The organism is Bradyrhizobium jicamae (genome assembly GCF_001440395.1).
In the GTDB taxonomy this organism is placed as follows: Bacteria; Pseudomonadota; Alphaproteobacteria; order Rhizobiales; family Xanthobacteraceae; genus Bradyrhizobium; species Bradyrhizobium jicamae.
The window spans coordinates 29,937-44,652 of sequence record NZ_LLXZ01000150.1 but is presented as its reverse complement, the minus strand read 5'-3'; the positions used below and the strand labels follow the sequence as shown (position 1 = coordinate 44,652).

The 14,716-nt window shown below is 64.0% G+C and carries 20 protein-coding genes; 15 read left to right on the top strand and 5 right to left on the bottom strand.

Going from position 1 to position 14,716, the window contains the following annotated elements; all coding sequences use genetic code 11:
* Positions 1-3: 3 nt before the first annotated feature.
* Positions 4-876, bottom strand: coding sequence for a diaminopimelate epimerase (gene dapF / locus CQ12_RS24180; protein WP_057837807.1), 873 nt, complete (start codon positions 874-876; stop codon positions 4-6).
* Positions 877-1,060: 184 nt separating this feature from the next.
* Here dapF and CQ12_RS24175 point away from each other — a divergent pair, with 184 nt between their 5' ends.
* Entirely contained in the window at positions 1,061-1,771 is a 711-nt protein-coding gene (locus tag CQ12_RS24175; protein WP_057837806.1) for a GyrI-like domain-containing protein, read from the top strand.
* Entirely contained in the window at positions 1,768-2,481 is a 714-nt protein-coding gene (locus CQ12_RS24170; protein ID WP_157088444.1) for an SIMPL domain-containing protein, read from the top strand. Before CQ12_RS24175 ends, CQ12_RS24170 begins: the two co-directional genes overlap by 4 nt.
* Before the next feature lie 137 nt (positions 2,482-2,618).
* Here the strand turns inward: CQ12_RS24170 and CQ12_RS24165 are convergent, their stop codons facing one another.
* Entirely contained in the window at positions 2,619-3,683 is a 1,065-nt protein-coding gene (locus CQ12_RS24165; RefSeq protein ID WP_057837804.1) for an MBL fold metallo-hydrolase, read from the bottom strand.
* A gap of 371 nt (positions 3,684-4,054) precedes the next feature.
* Between CQ12_RS24165 and ffh the strand changes: the two genes are divergently transcribed.
* The 8 genes from ffh to CQ12_RS24130 all read left to right on the top strand — a co-directional run bounded on the left by ffh (position 4,055) and on the right by CQ12_RS24130 (position 9,797).
* Entirely contained in the window at positions 4,055-5,599 is a 1,545-nt protein-coding gene (ffh, locus tag CQ12_RS24160) for a signal recognition particle protein (protein ID WP_057837803.1), read from the top strand.
* 50 nt (positions 5,600-5,649) lie between these two features.
* On the top strand, positions 5,650-5,979 hold the full coding sequence (gene rpsP, locus CQ12_RS24155) for a 30S ribosomal protein S16 (RefSeq protein WP_057837802.1): 330 nt from the start codon (positions 5,650-5,652) through the stop codon (positions 5,977-5,979).
* 20 nt (positions 5,980-5,999) lie between these two features.
* Complete coding sequence (rimM, locus tag CQ12_RS24150) at positions 6,000-6,524, top strand: ribosome maturation factor RimM (protein ID WP_057837801.1); 525 nt, start codon at positions 6,000-6,002, stop codon at positions 6,522-6,524.
* Positions 6,525-6,534: 10 nt separating this feature from the next.
* Positions 6,535-7,254, top strand: coding sequence for a tRNA (guanosine(37)-N1)-methyltransferase TrmD (gene trmD / locus CQ12_RS24145; protein ID WP_057837800.1), 720 nt, complete (start codon positions 6,535-6,537; stop codon positions 7,252-7,254).
* 103 nt (positions 7,255-7,357) lie between these two features.
* On the top strand, positions 7,358-7,738 hold the full coding sequence (rplS, locus tag CQ12_RS24140; protein WP_057837799.1) for a 50S ribosomal protein L19: 381 nt from the start codon (positions 7,358-7,360) through the stop codon (positions 7,736-7,738).
* Between the two features lie 135 nt (positions 7,739-7,873).
* On the top strand, positions 7,874-8,008 hold the full coding sequence (locus CQ12_RS47270; protein ID WP_283807404.1) for a hypothetical protein: 135 nt from the start codon (positions 7,874-7,876) through the stop codon (positions 8,006-8,008).
* 77 nt (positions 8,009-8,085) lie between these two features.
* Entirely contained in the window at positions 8,086-9,492 is a 1,407-nt protein-coding gene (gene leuC, locus CQ12_RS24135; protein WP_057837833.1) for a 3-isopropylmalate dehydratase large subunit, read from the top strand.
* A gap of 101 nt (positions 9,493-9,593) precedes the next feature.
* Entirely contained in the window at positions 9,594-9,797 is a 204-nt protein-coding gene (locus tag CQ12_RS24130; protein ID WP_057837832.1) for a hypothetical protein, read from the top strand.
* Positions 9,798-9,855: 58 nt separating this feature from the next.
* Here CQ12_RS24130 and CQ12_RS45705 read toward each other — a convergent pair whose 3' ends face one another.
* Positions 9,856-10,503, bottom strand: coding sequence for a hypothetical protein (locus tag CQ12_RS45705; protein WP_057837798.1), 648 nt, complete (start codon positions 10,501-10,503; stop codon positions 9,856-9,858).
* 174 nt (positions 10,504-10,677) lie between these two features.
* Positions 10,678-10,974 carry a hypothetical protein gene (locus CQ12_RS24120; RefSeq protein ID WP_057837797.1) on the bottom strand — a complete coding sequence of 99 codons (297 nt, stop codon included), beginning with the start codon at positions 10,972-10,974 and terminating at the stop codon, positions 10,678-10,680.
* A gap of 155 nt (positions 10,975-11,129) precedes the next feature.
* On the opposite strand from CQ12_RS24120, the gene CQ12_RS47470 reads away from it, so the two are divergent.
* Positions 11,130-11,438 carry a hypothetical protein gene (locus CQ12_RS47470; RefSeq protein ID WP_210180592.1) on the top strand — a complete coding sequence of 103 codons (309 nt, stop codon included), beginning with the start codon at positions 11,130-11,132 and terminating at the stop codon, positions 11,436-11,438.
* A 139-nt stretch (positions 11,439-11,577) separates the two neighbouring features.
* Here the strand turns inward: CQ12_RS47470 and CQ12_RS24110 are convergent, their stop codons facing one another.
* Complete coding sequence (locus CQ12_RS24110) at positions 11,578-11,904, bottom strand: hypothetical protein (protein ID WP_057837795.1); 327 nt, start codon at positions 11,902-11,904, stop codon at positions 11,578-11,580.
* A 112-nt stretch (positions 11,905-12,016) separates the two neighbouring features.
* Here CQ12_RS24110 and CQ12_RS24105 point away from each other — a divergent pair, with 112 nt between their 5' ends.
* From CQ12_RS24105 to CQ12_RS24090, 4 genes are all read left to right on the top strand, one after another.
* The gene (locus CQ12_RS24105; protein WP_057837794.1) at positions 12,017-12,415 is read left to right on the top strand and encodes a metallopeptidase family protein; all 399 of its coding nucleotides are present in this window, start codon (positions 12,017-12,019) and stop codon (positions 12,413-12,415) included.
* 141 nt (positions 12,416-12,556) lie between these two features.
* Complete coding sequence (leuD, locus tag CQ12_RS24100; protein ID WP_057837793.1) at positions 12,557-13,162, top strand: 3-isopropylmalate dehydratase small subunit; 606 nt, start codon at positions 12,557-12,559, stop codon at positions 13,160-13,162.
* Positions 13,163-13,222: 60 nt separating this feature from the next.
* The gene (locus CQ12_RS24095) at positions 13,223-14,014 is read left to right on the top strand and encodes a hypothetical protein (RefSeq protein WP_057837792.1); all 792 of its coding nucleotides are present in this window, start codon (positions 13,223-13,225) and stop codon (positions 14,012-14,014) included.
* Between the two features lie 258 nt (positions 14,015-14,272).
* Positions 14,273-14,686: a hypothetical protein gene (locus CQ12_RS24090; protein WP_057837791.1), complete on the top strand. Its 414-nt coding sequence runs from the start codon at positions 14,273-14,275 to the stop codon at positions 14,684-14,686.
* Positions 14,687-14,716: the final 30 nt, after the last annotated feature.

Genomic DNA, 14,716 nt, shown 5'->3' with positions numbered 1-14,716 from the left:
TGTTCAGGCAACGCTGGCGAACAGTGCCGGATCGAAGCGGCCTTCATATTCGAAATCGGCGGTGCCGGTCATCAGCACATGGTCGTCGCGCTCGCGCCATTCGATCGACAGCTTGCCGCCGGGCAACGCGATCTCGACGGTGCGATTGGCGCGCTTCAGCCGGGCGGCGGCGACCGCGGTGGCGCAGGCCGCCGAACCGCAGGCCCTGGTCAATCCGGCGCCGCGCTCCCAGGTGCGGATGGTGATGTGGTCGCGATCGACGATATGGGCGAGCGTGATGTTGGCCCGCTCGGGAAAGATCGGGTGGTTTTCCAGCAGCGGCCCGAAGCGCTCGATATCGTAGGCGTTGACGTCGTCGACCCAGAAGATCGCATGCGGATTGCCCATCGAGACCACCGAGGGCGAATGCAGCAACGGCGCATCGATCGGCCCAACCTGCAATTCGATGTAGCGGGTATCGCGAAACTCTTCCGCCAGCGGAATATCCTGCCAGCCGAACTTCGGCGCGCCCATGTCCACGGTATAGAGGTCCGGCGCCGGGCCCTGCCAGCAGTTCAACAGGCCGGCGCGGGTCTCGAAGGTCACGGCGGTCTGGCCGGTCTTTTCGAACAGCCGACGCACCACGCAGCGCATGCCGTTACCGCAGGCGCCGGCTTCGGAGCCGTCACTGTTGTAGATGTGGATAAAGGCCTCGGTGCCCTGCAGCCGCGCCGGCTGCAATACCATCAACTGGTCATAGGGCACGCCTGCGGGCGAGGCCACGGCGCGGGCGTCTTCCGGCGTCACGGCGGCCCTGGAATCGCGCAGGTCCACGACGACGATTTCGTTGCCGATACCGTTCATCTTGGCAAATGCGTGGTTGGCCAGCGCGCTCATGGAATTTCCCAATTTATGCCGCCCTTATATGGCGAATGATGGTCAATTGCCTAGTACGCGGGGGCATATGACGCATCTGTCATGGGACGAATGCGGACCTTGCGTGTTAGGGAAATGGCACCATTCTGGCTGACGCGGACCGGGGACATGCCTGCCAGGATGGGGTGGAGGGAGAATACCTGAGATGAAGCTCACAAGCACTTTCCGTGCGGCAATGGCCGCGCTCTCCATGGTTGCATTTGGCGGGGCAGCGCTGGCCCAATCGCCGGTGCCGTCCGCCTCCCCGGCCGCAAGCCCGTCGGCCGTGCCCAGCCCCACACCGTCGGCCGTACCGCTCCCGCCGCCGGCCGAAACCAAGTCCCCGGCAGATGCGCCCACGGCCGAAAAAGCCCCGACGCCCACGCCGCCCCCGCCCGCCGCCAACGTCCAAACCGCCGACCCCTTTGGCGAGGAATTTATGCTCGAGCCCAAGAAGGTCGTGGTGATGAAGGGCACGGCCAACTGGGATTCGGCGTTCGACACCCTGATCGATTCGTTCAAGGCGCTGACCGCCCTGATCGACAAGCAGGGCGTCAAGGCCGCGGGCAATTCAATGATCGTCTACACCTCGACCGACGATACAGGCTTTACATTCCTGGCGCAGATTCCGGTCGATCAGGATGTCAAGAACCTGACCAAGGACATGAGCATGGGCAAATCGCCCGAGGGCAAGGCGCTGAAATTCGTCCATCGCGGCTCCTACGACAACATGGACAATACCTACGAGGCGATCACCAACCACCTCGACGACAAGAAGCTGGAAGCCAAGGACACCTTCATCGAGGAATACATCACCAATCCGCTGAAGACGGCGGAGGACAAGCTGGTGATCAACGTCTATGTGCCGCTGCGATGAGACGCATGAAGCAAACGATCGCCCTTGCCGCCGTAACCAGCGCTTGGCTCGCCGCGCCCGCTTTGGCGCAGACGGTGCCGCCGCCCGCGATTTCCGTGACCGGCGAAGCGAATGTGCCGGTGGCGCCCGATCAGGCGCAGATCGACGGCGGCGTGACGTCGGACGCCAAGACCGCGCGCGAGGCGTCGGACGCCAACAACGCCGCGATGGGCAAGGTGCTGCTGGCGTTGAAGGGCGCCGGCATCGAGGAGAAGGACTACCAGACCTCGCGGCTGTCGCTGCAGCCGCAGTTTGCCACCTCGCCCAGAACCGCGGAGCGCACGGCAGGCATCGTGAGCTTCCGCGCAAGTAACCGCGTCACGGTCAAGATCCGCGACGTCAGCAAGGTCGCGAACGTGATCGACGTGCTCGTCAGCGCCGGCGCCAACGATATCGGCGGCATCAGCTTCACGGTGACGCAGGCCTCAAAGCACCTGGACGAGGCCCGCGAGAAGGCGATCGCAGACGCCCGCCGCAAGGCCGAGATTTACGCCAAGGCTGTCGGCGTCACGCTGGGCGAACCGATCAGTGTCGAGGAAAGCGGATCGCCGAGCCCGGTGTTCCGCAGCAAGGTGGCAGCCCCGATGTCCGCGGGCGCGCCGGTGGCGCAGGGCGAAGAAACGCTGTCGGTGACGGTGAGTGTGTCCTGGGCGATCAAGCCGAAGGAGTAGCAGTCCCTGTAGCCCCTGCGAACGCAGGGATCCATAACCACAAGGGAGATGTGGTTATGCCAAGCTGTAGCTCCAGCCTTTCCCAACAATGATCGACGGTGAGTATGGGTCCCTGCGTTCGCAGGGACGACGAGGGGTTAGATCTCGTAAACCTGCCCTGGCTTCAGCGCCGCGAACCGCTCCGGTGGAATCTTCGCTTCCTTGAGCGCGTCAGCCAAGGCATTCACCGGCGCGTCGATCGCCTCATCCGTGAGCTGGAACGTGCCGTGGTGATGCGCGAGCGCGGCCTCGGCGCCGCAGTCGGCCAGCGCCTTCACCGCGTCAGATGGATTCATGTGCTGATCCCGCATGAACCAGCGCGGCTCATAGGCGCCGATCGGCAGGATCGCCAGCCGCAGCGGGCCGTGCTTTTCGGCGACGCGGCGAAAGTGCGTGCCCTCGCCGTAGCCGGAATCGCAGACGATGTAGAGTTTGCCTGCCGGCGTCTCCAGCACAAAGCTCGCCCACAGCGCCTTGTTGCGGTCGAACAGCCCACGCGCCGACCAGTGCCGCGTCGGCACCAGCGTCACCGCGAGGCCGTTGCCGAGCTCGACACGGTCCTGCCAGTCGAATCCCTCGACTTTGATCGCCGAGTCCGCATCGCGCATGGTGATGTCATTGCCGAGCGGCGTGATGACGCGCGGCGAGAATTTTTCCGTAAGCTTCGACAGTGTCGCGATGTCGAGATGGTCGTAATGGCCGTGGCTTACCAGCACGACATCGATCTTGGGCAGCGCGTCGAACGCGATGCCGGGATCGTTGTGCCGCTGTGGCCCGGCAAAGGAGACCGGCGAGGCCCGCTGCGACCACACGGGATCGACGAGGATGTTGAGGTCCCGCGTCTGGATCAGCCAGGAGACATGGCCGACAAAGGACAGCCGCACCTTGTCGCCGCTAACGCGCGGCGGCGGCGTATCGCTGTGCGCGTTCGGCAGCCAGTCCGGCCAGCTCGCGCGCTTGCGGTCGGTGCCGAACTGCCAGCGCAGCACCTCGGCCAATGATTTTGGCGGCACGCCGTCGGGATCGAAGAAGCGCGTGCCGTCGAAATGGTCGGAGACGGGACCGTCATAGGTTTTCATGGTGCTGATCCAGACAGACGGCACGCCGACGGCCGTGGCGGCCCCGGCGAGCAATGCAAAGACGCGGCGGCGGGTGACGGGCATCACGACAGGCGGGAGAGAGCAGGAGACATGGGGCGTTATATGGCGTGCGCCGCGCCAGTTGGAACCTGCGGCGTAACGACAATCCATCGCGGCGCGGCCGAAATTCCTAAAATCAAAAATATTTCAATGTTTTACGACGACAACCCAGCTTTGTTTCGGCCTAATTTCTCCTTGACTTTGGCCCCCGCCGGGCGTTTAAACCGCGCACTTTCTCGGAAAGACGTTCTTTTCGACCCGCCGCCCGGCCCATGAGACCGGAGGCCAACGCCCGACAGCGCGATGCGCCCTCGGGCGCGAAAGTGTTTGGAGCATCGTCCTGGCGACGGTGACGAGTTGAGGCAGCGCCAGCAAGGGCACAAAGGACAACGGCATTGTTCGACAATCTGTCGGAAAAGCTTGGCGGGATACTCGATCGTCTGACGGGGCGCGGTGCGCTGTCCGAAAAGGACGTCGACGCCGCGATGCGCGAGGTGCGCCGCGCGCTGCTGGAGGCCGACGTCTCGCTCGACGTCGTCAGGAGTTTTATCGACCGCGTCCGCGAGCAGGCGATCGGCGCCACCGTCGTCAAGTCGGTCACGCCCGGCCAGATGGTGGTCAAGATCGTCCATGACGAACTGGTCGCGACGCTGGGCGCCGATGGCCAGACCATCGACCTCAATGCGGTGCCGCCGGTCGCGATCATGATGGTCGGTCTGCAAGGCTCCGGCAAAACCACGACCACCGCCAAACTCGCCCGCCGCATGACCCAGCGTGACAAGCGCAAGGTACTGATGGCCTCGCTCGACATCTACCGCCCGGCGGCGATGGAGCAATTGGCCGTGCTGGGGCGCGACCTCGACATCCCAACGCTGCCGATCGTCGCCGGACAAAAGCCGGCGCAAATCGCCAAGCGCGCGCTGGAAGCCGGCAAGCTCGGTGGCTACGACGTCGTGCTGCTCGACACCGCCGGCCGCACCACGCTCGACGAAGAGATGATGAGCGAGGCGGCCGAGATCAAATCGACCGCCAATCCGCATGAAGTGCTGCTGGTCGCGGATTCGCTGACCGGCCAGGACGCGGTCAACCTCGCGCGCTCCTTCGACCAGCGCGTCGGCCTCACCGGCATCGTGCTGACGCGCGTCGACGGCGATGGCCGCGGCGGCGCGGCGCTGTCGATGCGTGCGGTGACGGGCAAGCCGATCAAGCTGATCGGCACCGGCGAAAAGACCGACGCGCTGGAAGATTTTCATCCGAGCCGTATCGCCGGCCGCATCCTCGGCATGGGCGACGTGGTGTCGCTGGTCGAGCGTGCCGCGGCGAATATCGACGCCGAAAAGGCCGCGCGCACCGCCGAGCGGATGCGCAAGGGTCAGTTCGACCTCAACGACATGCGCGAGCAATTATTGCAGATGTCAAACATGGGCGGCATCAGCGGCCTGATGGGCATGATGCCCGGCATCGCCAAGATGAAGAACCAGATCGCGGCGGCCGGTATCGACGACAAGATCCTCAAGCGCCAGGTCGCGATTATCGATTCGATGACGCGGGCCGAGCGCAAGAGCCCGGACATTCTCAAAGCCAGCCGCAAGAAGCGCATCGCCGCCGGCGCCGGCCAGAATGTCGAGCAGGTCAACAAGCTCTTGAAGATGCACCGGAACATGGCGGACATGATGAAGGCCATGGGCTCAGGCAAGCGCGGCCCGCTCGCCGGCATCGCGCAGGCGATGGGCTTTGGCGGCGGCATGAAGCCGCCCTCGCCGGAAGAGATGAAGGCGCTGGCCGACAAGATGCAGGGCGGCGCCGGCGGACTGCCGAATTTGCCGAAGGATCTTCCGGTCGGCCTGCGTCAGGGATTGCCGAATGTGCCGGGGCTCACCGGCCTCAGCGGCAAGCCCACCCTGCCCGGCCTCGGCGGCTTTCCGGGCAAGAAGAAATGACGACCCAACAACCAACAGACTTTCAATTAACCCACACTCAGGAGAACTAAATGTCAGTCGTTATCCGCCTCGCTCGCGCAGGCACCAAGAAGCGTCCGGTCTATCACGTCGTCGTCGCCGACTCGCGCTTTCCCCGCGACGGCCGCTTCATCGAGCGTCTCGGCCACTTCAATCCGCTGCTGCCGAAGGACAATGAGTCGCGCCTGAAGCTCGACATGGACAAGGTGAAGTCCTGGCTCGCCAAGGGCGCGCAGCCCTCGGATCGCGTGACCCGCTTCCTGGATGCCGCCGGCATCGTCAAGCGCGCCGCCCGCAACAACCCGGAAAAGGCCGTGCCGCGCAAGGAGCGCAAGGCCGCCGAAGCCGCCGCGAAGGCGTAACGCACAAGCGGCGCACGACGGTGACAGCACCGATTTGCGTCGCCCGGATCGGCGCCGCGCATGGCGTGCGCGGCGCGGTGAAGCTGTGGACGTTCACCGAAGACCCGCTGGCCGTAAAGCATTACGGCCCGCTGATGACCAGGGACGGCGCGCGCCAGTTCGAGGTGGCGCATGTCCGCGAGGCCAGGGATCATCTGGTAGCGACGTTCAAGGGCATCGCCACCCGCGAGGACGCCGAACGGCTCAACGGCATTGAGCTCTATGTCGCGCGCGACAAATTGCCCGAGACCGACGAAGACGAATATTACCACGCCGACCTGATCGGGCTTGCGGCGGTCACCGCCGCCAACGATCCGCTCGGCCGTGTCGTCGCGATCCACAATTTCGGTGCCGGCGACATCATCGAGATCGCGCCGCCGCGGGGCGCCACCATGCTATTGCCTTTCACCAATGCGGTGGTGCCGACGGTCGATCTTGCCGGCGGCCGCGTGGTAATCGAACTGCCGCAGGAAATCGAAGGCGACGAAGCCCCGACGCTCACGTGATGGGTTTGACATGACCTGGCGCGCCACGGTTCTCACCTTATTCCCGGACATGTTTCCCGGGCCGCTCGGCGTCAGCCTGGCGGGCAAGGCGCTGGCATCAGGCCTGTGGTCGCTGGAGGCGCGCGATATCAGGGATTCCGCGACCGACCGCCATCGCAGCGTCGATGACACCCCGGCTGGCGGCGGTCCGGGCATGGTGCTCCGGGCCGACGTGCTGGCGGTTGCGATCGATGCCGCCGATGCAAATCGAGACCGGCCACACCTCCTGATGAGCCCGCGGGGTCGGCCATTGACCCAGTCGCTGGTGGCGGAACTCGCCGCCGGCCCCGGGCCCCTGATCGTCTGCGGCCGGTTCGAGGGGGTCGATCAGCGGGTGATCGAAGCCCGGAACCTCACGGAGGTCTCGATCGGAGACTATGTGCTGTCGGGTGGCGAAATCGCCGCGATGGTGCTGGTCGACGCCTGCGTACGGCTTTTGCCGGGCGTCATGGGCAAACAGGCCTCGGGCGAGGACGAAAGCTTCTCCGAAGGACTACTGGAATACCCCCAATACACCCGCCCGCAGGAGTTCGAGGGCCGCGGCATCCCGGAAATCCTGATTTCCGGCGATCATGCCAAGGTGGCGGCCTGGCGGAAGGCCGAGGCCGAGGCCCTGACCCGGGCGCGGCGGCCGGACCTGTGGGCTTCCAGGCCCGGCCAAAAAGGCACAAAAAACAAGACAGACGGGTGACAAGCGTTCGCCTTTGCCTTATACGAGCGCCAAATCCGCGCAATGGCAGGATAGATGGACGTCGCGCAGCCCGCTGCCGGGCGCGCCGCCGATGGAGATTTCAATGAACCTCATTCAACAGCTCGAAAAAGAGCAATTCGAAAAACTGTCGGCCACCAAGTCGATTCCGGAATTCGGCCCCGGCGACACCGTGATCGTCAACGTCAAGGTGGTCGAAGGCGAGCGCACCCGCGTGCAGGCCTATGAAGGCGTCTGCATCGGCCGTTCCGGCGGTGGGCTCAACGAGAGCTTCACCGTTCGCAAGATTTCCTACGGCGAGGGCGTCGAGCGTGTATTCCCCGTGATGTCGCCGATGATCGACTCGATCAAGGTGGTGCGCCGCGGCAAGGTGCGTCGCGCCAAGCTGTATTACCTGCGCAACCTGCGCGGCAAGTCGGCCCGCATCGTCGAGAAGCAGGACCGCGCCGCTGCCGTCGGCGAGTAAGTTTTCCCGAAAGGGATGTGGCGAAAAGCGCGGGGTTTTGCCCCGCGCTTTTTTGTTGCGCTATGCCTATCTAGGCAATGCCTCTGCCCAATCGATTGATTGTGGCGACAGCGGGCGCTGTGTTAGAAATTCAGAATGGTTCTAGATCGTACCAGCGCCGCCGTCGGCACCGCCCAGCGCATCGTCATCGACGATCGCTCGCGCCTGCCCGGCCGGTTCTTCGGACGGTTCGCGACTTCGGCGACGTCAGCGCTTACGCGCGCAGCTTGATGTTGCGCTGACGTACGTTGCCGGCGCGCGTTCCGCGCCTTACCGCTCACACAGAATTTCCTTTGGAGCTTATGCTCATGTCCAAGCCAACCACGCTGTACGACAAGATCTGGAACGACCATCTGGTGCACGAAGCCGAAGACGGCACCTGCCTGCTCTATATCGACCGCCATCTGGTGCATGAAGTGACCTCGCCGCAGGCGTTCGAAGGCCTGCGCGCCACGGGGCGCAAGGTGCGCGCGCCGGAGAAGACGCTCGCCGTCGTCGACCATAACGTCCCGACCACTGATCGCACCAAGCCCAATCCCGATCCTGAAAGCATCGAGCAGATCAAGGCGCTGGCCGAGAATGCCAAGGAGTTCGGCGTCGAATATTACGACGAGTTCGACAAGCGCCAGGGCATCGTGCACGTGATCGGTCCGGAGCAGGGCTTTACGCTGCCCGGCACCACCATCGTCTGCGGTGACAGCCATACCTCCACCCATGGCGCGTTCGGCGCGCTCGCGCACGGCATCGGCACTTCCGAAGTCGAGCACGTGCTGGCGACGCAAACGCTGATCCAGAAGAAGGCGAAGAACATGCGCGCGGTGGTCGACGGCAAATTGCCCGACGGCGTCACCGGCAAGGACATCATCCTCGCCATCATCGGCGAGATCGGCACCGCCGGCGGCACCGGCTATGTGCTGGAATATGCCGGCGAGGCCATCCGGGCGCTGACGATGGAAGGCCGCATGACGGTCTGCAACATGTCGATCGAAGGCGGCGCCCGCGCCGGCCTGGTCGCACCGGACGAGAAGGCGTTCGAATTCCTCAAAGGTCGCCCGAAGTCGCCGAAAGGCGCCGACTGGGATGCCGCGATGCGCTACTGGGAAAAGCTGCGCTCCGACGAAGGCGCGCATTTCGATCACGAGATCCGGCTGGACGCGGCAAAGCTGCCGCCGATCGTGACCTGGGGCACCTCGCCCGAGGACGTGGTTTCGATCGCGGGCTTCGTGCCCGATCCCGACAAGATCGAGGACGAGGCCAAGCGGCTGTCGAAGCACCGCGCGCTGAAATATATGGGCCTGATCGCGGGCACGAAGATCACCGACATCAAGCTCGATCGCGTCTTCATCGGCTCCTGCACCAACGGCCGCATCGAGGATCTGCGCGCCGCCGCAAAGATCGCCGAGGGCAAGACGGTCAACGCCCACGTCAATGCGATGGTCGTGCCGGGCTCCGGCATCGTCAAGGAGCAGGCGGAAGCCGAAGGCCTCGACAAGATCTTCATCAAGGCGGGCTTCGAGTGGCGCGAGCCGGGTTGCTCGATGTGCCTTGCCATGAACCCCGACAAGCTGGCGCCGGAAGAGCGCTGCGCCTCGACCTCGAACCGCAATTTCGAGGGCCGGCAGGGTTTCAAGGGCCGCACCCACCTGGTGTCACCGGCGATGGCGGCGGCGGCGGCGATCGCCGGGCACTTCGTCGACGTCCGGGACTGGCGTTAACCCTCTGTTTGTCTAGATTGCGAAGCGTTTCGGAAACGCCGCGTTAACAGGCAAAAGCGCACACTGTCCCTTGCGAAGTGTTTTCGCGAGGGACTTTGGCCGTGACCGACAAGTCTGAATTTGTCGATATGATCAGCGAGGCGACGAAACAGGTGCGCCGCCGCACGACGCCGCGCATCGTCGACCTGCAGACCACCGCCACCAAGGAGACCTCGCGCCTCAGTCACTGGCCGCCGGAGCATTGGCAGCAATGGCGGATGGAGAAGCTGACGCCGTGGAAGGTCAAGCCCTGGGAAAGGATCTGAGTGATCTTCCCGCTCGAAAAAGCAGGCGCCCTTCGGGCGCCTGTTTCGTTTTCGGTTTTCACCAATAGCCGTAGTAGCGGGCGCGCCAGTAGGAACGATACCAGGGTCTGCAAATCCTGCGCGGCCCGTAATAGGTCCAGATCACGCGGCAGCGGCGCGGATAATAATAGGCCGGGTACGAGTAGTAGGCCGGCGCGTAATAGAAGCGTCGATGGAAGTGACGCCGGTAGAAGGGCCGGTGGTACGCATGACGGTATCCGTAAAAGTGGCGGCGACCATAGAAGGCGGGAGCCACACGATAACCGCCGCCGCGGAACACCGGCGCCGCACGAAAGCCGCCCCGGTGGATCGCCATCCCGCCACCCCTGAACCCACCACCACGAAACGCCGCGCCGCCACCGCGGAAGCCGCCGCCATGAAACGCCGCACCGCCGCCGCGGAATCCACCACCGTGAAATCCGCCACCGCCGCCTCGGAAGCCACCGCCTCCACCGCCACGGAAACCACCGCCACCGCCCATTCCACCGCGGTGTTGAACCTGGGTCGTCAGTCCGTCGGTTGCAAATTTCGCTGAGGGCGCCGTGCCGGGACTTGCAAGCGAGAGCGCCTCGGCGCGCTGTTGTGATGCCGCCGCGAACGCAAAAAAAGCCGCAGCTGTAACGCCCAGACGGCGGACCAGGCCGCGTCCGGGATCGGATATCGCCATGGATTGAACCTCCCTAACCGGCGACGGCGCGCCTTGTGCCGCTTCTGCGGCTGGCCCTCGTCGCTTTTTCTTGTGCGGTCGCTCCCAACGTGAAGTTAGAGACAGCCACGTGAACGCGCCATGAATGCGTTGTGCATCAAGATGAACACATCGCAGAACTTTCGCATCCGTGCTTCACCACCAGGACGGTCCAAAGCCGATGCCGAAGGTGAACGGCGCCGGCGTGTCATAGGGATATGGCCGATAGTAGACGGGCCGCGCGTAATAATAGGAACGATGATAGTGCGGACGATGATTGCCGTAGTGCCTGTTGTAGCGCCTGACATGGCGGTGCGCGCTGAAGTCCGTGGCGCCGGAAACGCCGGCGCGCTGCGCCTTCGTCTGTGGCGCCGCGGCGGCCGAATCGATCGCTGCCGGTGCGGCAATCGCGAGCGCAGCTGCGACAAACGCTGTCCCGATCAAGCTCTTCATGACGGACGTCTCCCTGCCAATCCCGATGTCAGAGATATCGGGCAGAAATTCTCGCCGGTTTCAAGGCGACGGCTGGAATCGAAACAGGCCCGCATTGAACGGGCCTGCTCGATCGCTGCGTCCGGCTGTCGCACTTACCAGCGATGCCAGTGACGATGATGGTGATGATGGTGGTGGTGGCGATGATGCCAGCGGTGCCACCGATGATGATGGTGGTGGCGATGGTGCCGCCAATGAACTTCTGTCGTCGCCAGCTTCGCGTCCTCCTGAACCGCTGCGGCGGCGCCGGGATTGCTGAGCGACAGCGCATTGGCGCGCTCGGCCGGCGCAGCGAACGCCAGCAACGCGCCAACGGCAGCAAGGCCCAGAATTTTCGTGAACTGCATGAATCCTCTCCTTGGATCGGGTGTCACGTCTGCGTCGAATCGCTCGCCGCAACGCTGCACGCAATCTCGCGCCCGTGACTTGAATAGGCGCTGAATGAATGCGCCACGAAGATGAACGGATGCCGCCGCTTTCGTTCTGTGATCTGCACGCGCCGATCGCCGTGTGTGAATTCACGGCAATCGCGACGAACGATGCGTCAACGAAAGATGGAAGCGTTCAGCCGCGCCGCCAGTAGCAATTCATGCGCGGCGTGATCACCGTGCCGCTCGGCCGGTACTCCTGCACATAATGCGCGGTGCAGTCGCGCACGGCGTTGGGGCCGGGGTTGTAGCGCGGCCAGACATCGGGCGCCCACTCCTCCTGCCGATAGATCGGTACGCGCCGCAACGGACGGCGGCGCTGGGCGGATACATCAGTGACGACCGGCCGCGGTGCCGTCGCGCCTCGCAGTTCCGGCGATGCCGTCTGGGCCTGCGCCATGACGCCGGGGAGCAAGAGCCCGGCAAAAGCAGCCCACGCTGCAACCGTCACAATCCGTTTCATCTTAAGCCCACCCAAGCCTGATAACGCCCGCACGGTCTCCGATTGGAGCGTTAAGGTCAACTGTCGCAAAACCATTATGCGCTGGGACATAACACACGCTAAATACGTCCTGATGTGGACCGAAGCAAAAGCTCCCTCGCTCGCCGAAATGGAAGCCATGGCGCATGAGGTGTTCGAGCGCCTGCCAAAGGGTTTTCGAACCCTGTGCGAGGGCGTGATCATCCGCGTCGACGACTTTCCGACCGACGAAGTCCTCGACGAGTTGCAGGCGCAAAGCGAGTTCGACCTGCTCGGCCTGTTCCAGGGGATCGGCCTGCCGCAGCAGAGCACGCAGGACATCGGCCGCCTGCCCAACATGGTCTGGCTCTACCGCCGGCCGATCCTCGACTACTGGGCTGAGCACGAGGAAACGCTGGGCCACATCGTCCGCCACGTCCTGATCCATGAGATCGGCCACCATTTCGGCCTGTCGGACGCCGATATGGAGGCGATCGAGGCCAGCGCGGGCTAGGGTGTCTTCCCCCGGACAGGCGGCCTGTTCGTCCAAAACGCGCCAGAACAGGCGGCCTATGCGCAAATTGGCCTTTTGCCGGGGCCATATTCGCGATAAATCAGCGGCCCGTCCCACCTTTTCAACCGGGAAGTGCGATCGATGGAAAAGTTCACCACACTGGAAGGCGTAGCTGCCCCGCTGAAGATCATCAATGTCGACACCGACATGATCATTCCGAAGCAGTATTTGAAGACCATCAAGCGCACCGGCCTTGGCAAGGGCCTTTTCTCGGAACAGCGCTACAAGGATGACGGTAGCGAGAATCCGGACTTCGTGCTCAACCAGCCGGCCTATCGCAACGCCAAGGTGCTGGTCGCCGGCGACAATTTCGGCTGCGGCTCGAGCCGCGAGCACGCGCCGTGGGCGCTGCTGGATTTCGGCATCCGCTGCGTGATCTCGACCTCGTTCGGCGACATCTTCTACAACAACTGCTTCAAGAACGGCATTCTGCCGATCCGCGTCACCCAGGAAGACCTCGACAAGCTGTTCGACGACGCCGAGCGCGGCGCCAACGCCACGCTGACCATCGATCTCGCCAACCAGGAGATCCGCGGTCCCGACGGCGGCAAGGTGAAGTTCGAGATCGATCCGTTCCGCAAGCACTGCCTGATGAACGGCCTCGACGACATCGGCCTGACCATGGAAAAGAAGTCGTCGATCGACGATTACGAGGCGAAGCTGAAGAAAGAGCGCGCCTGGGCCTGATTGTGCTACGAGAGCCCCGACCAAATCGGGGCTCTTTTCATATCTGCGGAGGCGACGCGAATGCGGCCTGACGTCGTCACCTTCTGGCACGGCCGGCTCGATGGATTACGGCTGACCTGCCTCCGGTCGCAGGTCGCCGCCGGCCACAACGTCACCGTCTACAGCTTCGATCCAATACCGGGCCTGCCCGAAGGCGTCGGCAATGCCGAAGCAGAAGCGATCCTGCCGCACTCCTTTTCCGAGCGGTTGCGCCCGCCGGAGCCTGACGGGGGCTGGCGCGACTGGACCATCCTGCAGTTCAGCGATTTCTTCCGCATGCGGCTGATGGCCGAGCGCGCCGGGCTGTGGCTCGACGCCGACGTGCTGCTGCTCAAACCGATCGAGATCGATCCGGCCAAGCCCTATTTCGCGTGGGAGCGCCGGCGCCAGCTAGGCAATTCGGTGCTGTACCTGCCTGCGAATGATCCGATCGTGCGGGCGTTCGAGGACCTGATGGAGCAGGAAGACCTGACGCCGGACTGGCTGGCACTGCGCCATCGCCTCACCTTCATGCTGCGCCAGCTGCGCCACCGGTCGAGCCGCCTCTCCGACATCCGCGTCGCCATCTACGGCCCCGCCGCGCTCACCGCGCTCGCGCGCCGCTCGAACGAATTGCAGCACGCGCTGCCGAAACAGTCGTTCTACGCGGTGCACGCCGAGCCGAAACTGTTTTTCGAGCCAACGGATTTTGCAGGCCTGCTGGCTGATCCAGAGATCGTCGGATTGCACATCTCGCCAAAGGGGCGCGGCGGCGAGAAGCCGATTGCCGGCAGTCTTTATGCCTGGGCGGCGGAGAAGTTTGGGTCGCACTAAGCTTACCCTCCCCTGGAGGGGGAGGGTCGACGCTCATGAAATGAGCGGCGGGGCGGGGTGAAGGTCTCTCCACATCCAGCAGCGCCCGAGTTGAGAGATCACCCCACCCCGTCTCGCATTTCGCTTCGCTCATGCGAGCCGACCCTCCCCCTCCAGGGGAGGGTAAGGCCACCGCTCCCGAATTTGATCCAGCGCAATGACGCCCGCAGGCTTTGCGCTCACCTTGGAACATCAGAGAGAATCCAAGGGAGCCGTGCCATGACCGTTCAGGAAAAGCCTTATTCCACCGTCAGCCGCATGGTCGATATCTTCGGCGAATGGCTCAAACATCGACGTGAACTGCGAGAAATGCGCGAGATCGACGCCGCCAATTTCGGCCAGATCGCGAGCGACCTGCGGATGTCTTCTGCCGATCTGGAGGCGCTGGTCCGTCGGGGGCCGCATGCGGCAGACGAGCTGCCGAAAATGCTAACAGCGCTCGGTATCGATCAGGACGATCTCGCGCGCACCGAGCCGCTGGTGCTGCGTGACATGGAGCGCGTCTGCTCCATGTGCATCCACAAGCGCCAGTGCGATCGCGATCTTGCTGCCGGCACGGCGGCTGCGCATTACGAGGAATATTGCGCCAACGCGCCGACGATCGACGGTCTCAGCCAGCACATGAGTTCATAGAAAAGCGCGGCACGTCCCCTCTCCCCTTGT

Coding starts and splice junctions, on each gene's coding strand:
- dapF (WP_057837807.1), bottom strand. CDS start 876: ATGAGCGCGCTGGCCAACCACGCATTTGCCAAGATGAACGGTATCGGC.
- CQ12_RS24175 (WP_057837806.1), top strand. CDS start 1,061: ATGAAGCTCACAAGCACTTTCCGTGCGGCAATGGCCGCGCTCTCCATG.
- CQ12_RS24170 (WP_157088444.1), top strand. CDS start 1,768: ATGAGACGCATGAAGCAAACGATCGCCCTTGCCGCCGTAACCAGCGCT.
- CQ12_RS24165 (WP_057837804.1), bottom strand. CDS start 3,683: ATGCCCGTCACCCGCCGCCGCGTCTTTGCATTGCTCGCCGGGGCCGCC.
- rpsP (WP_057837802.1), top strand. CDS start 5,650: ATGTCAGTCGTTATCCGCCTCGCTCGCGCAGGCACCAAGAAGCGTCCG.
- trmD (WP_057837800.1), top strand. CDS start 6,535: ATGACCTGGCGCGCCACGGTTCTCACCTTATTCCCGGACATGTTTCCC.
- rplS (WP_057837799.1), top strand. CDS start 7,358: ATGAACCTCATTCAACAGCTCGAAAAAGAGCAATTCGAAAAACTGTCG.
- CQ12_RS47270 (WP_283807404.1), top strand. CDS start 7,874: ATGGTTCTAGATCGTACCAGCGCCGCCGTCGGCACCGCCCAGCGCATC.
- leuC (WP_057837833.1), top strand. CDS start 8,086: ATGTCCAAGCCAACCACGCTGTACGACAAGATCTGGAACGACCATCTG.
- CQ12_RS45705 (WP_057837798.1), bottom strand. CDS start 10,503: ATGGCGATATCCGATCCCGGACGCGGCCTGGTCCGCCGTCTGGGCGTT.
- CQ12_RS24120 (WP_057837797.1), bottom strand. CDS start 10,974: ATGAAGAGCTTGATCGGGACAGCGTTTGTCGCAGCTGCGCTCGCGATT.
- CQ12_RS47470 (WP_210180592.1), top strand. CDS start 11,130: ATGATGGTGATGATGGTGGTGGTGGCGATGATGCCAGCGGTGCCACCG.
- CQ12_RS24110 (WP_057837795.1), bottom strand. CDS start 11,904: ATGAAACGGATTGTGACGGTTGCAGCGTGGGCTGCTTTTGCCGGGCTC.
- CQ12_RS24105 (WP_057837794.1), top strand. CDS start 12,017: ATGTGGACCGAAGCAAAAGCTCCCTCGCTCGCCGAAATGGAAGCCATG.
- leuD (WP_057837793.1), top strand. CDS start 12,557: ATGGAAAAGTTCACCACACTGGAAGGCGTAGCTGCCCCGCTGAAGATC.
- CQ12_RS24095 (WP_057837792.1), top strand. CDS start 13,223: ATGCGGCCTGACGTCGTCACCTTCTGGCACGGCCGGCTCGATGGATTA.
- CQ12_RS24090 (WP_057837791.1), top strand. CDS start 14,273: ATGACCGTTCAGGAAAAGCCTTATTCCACCGTCAGCCGCATGGTCGAT.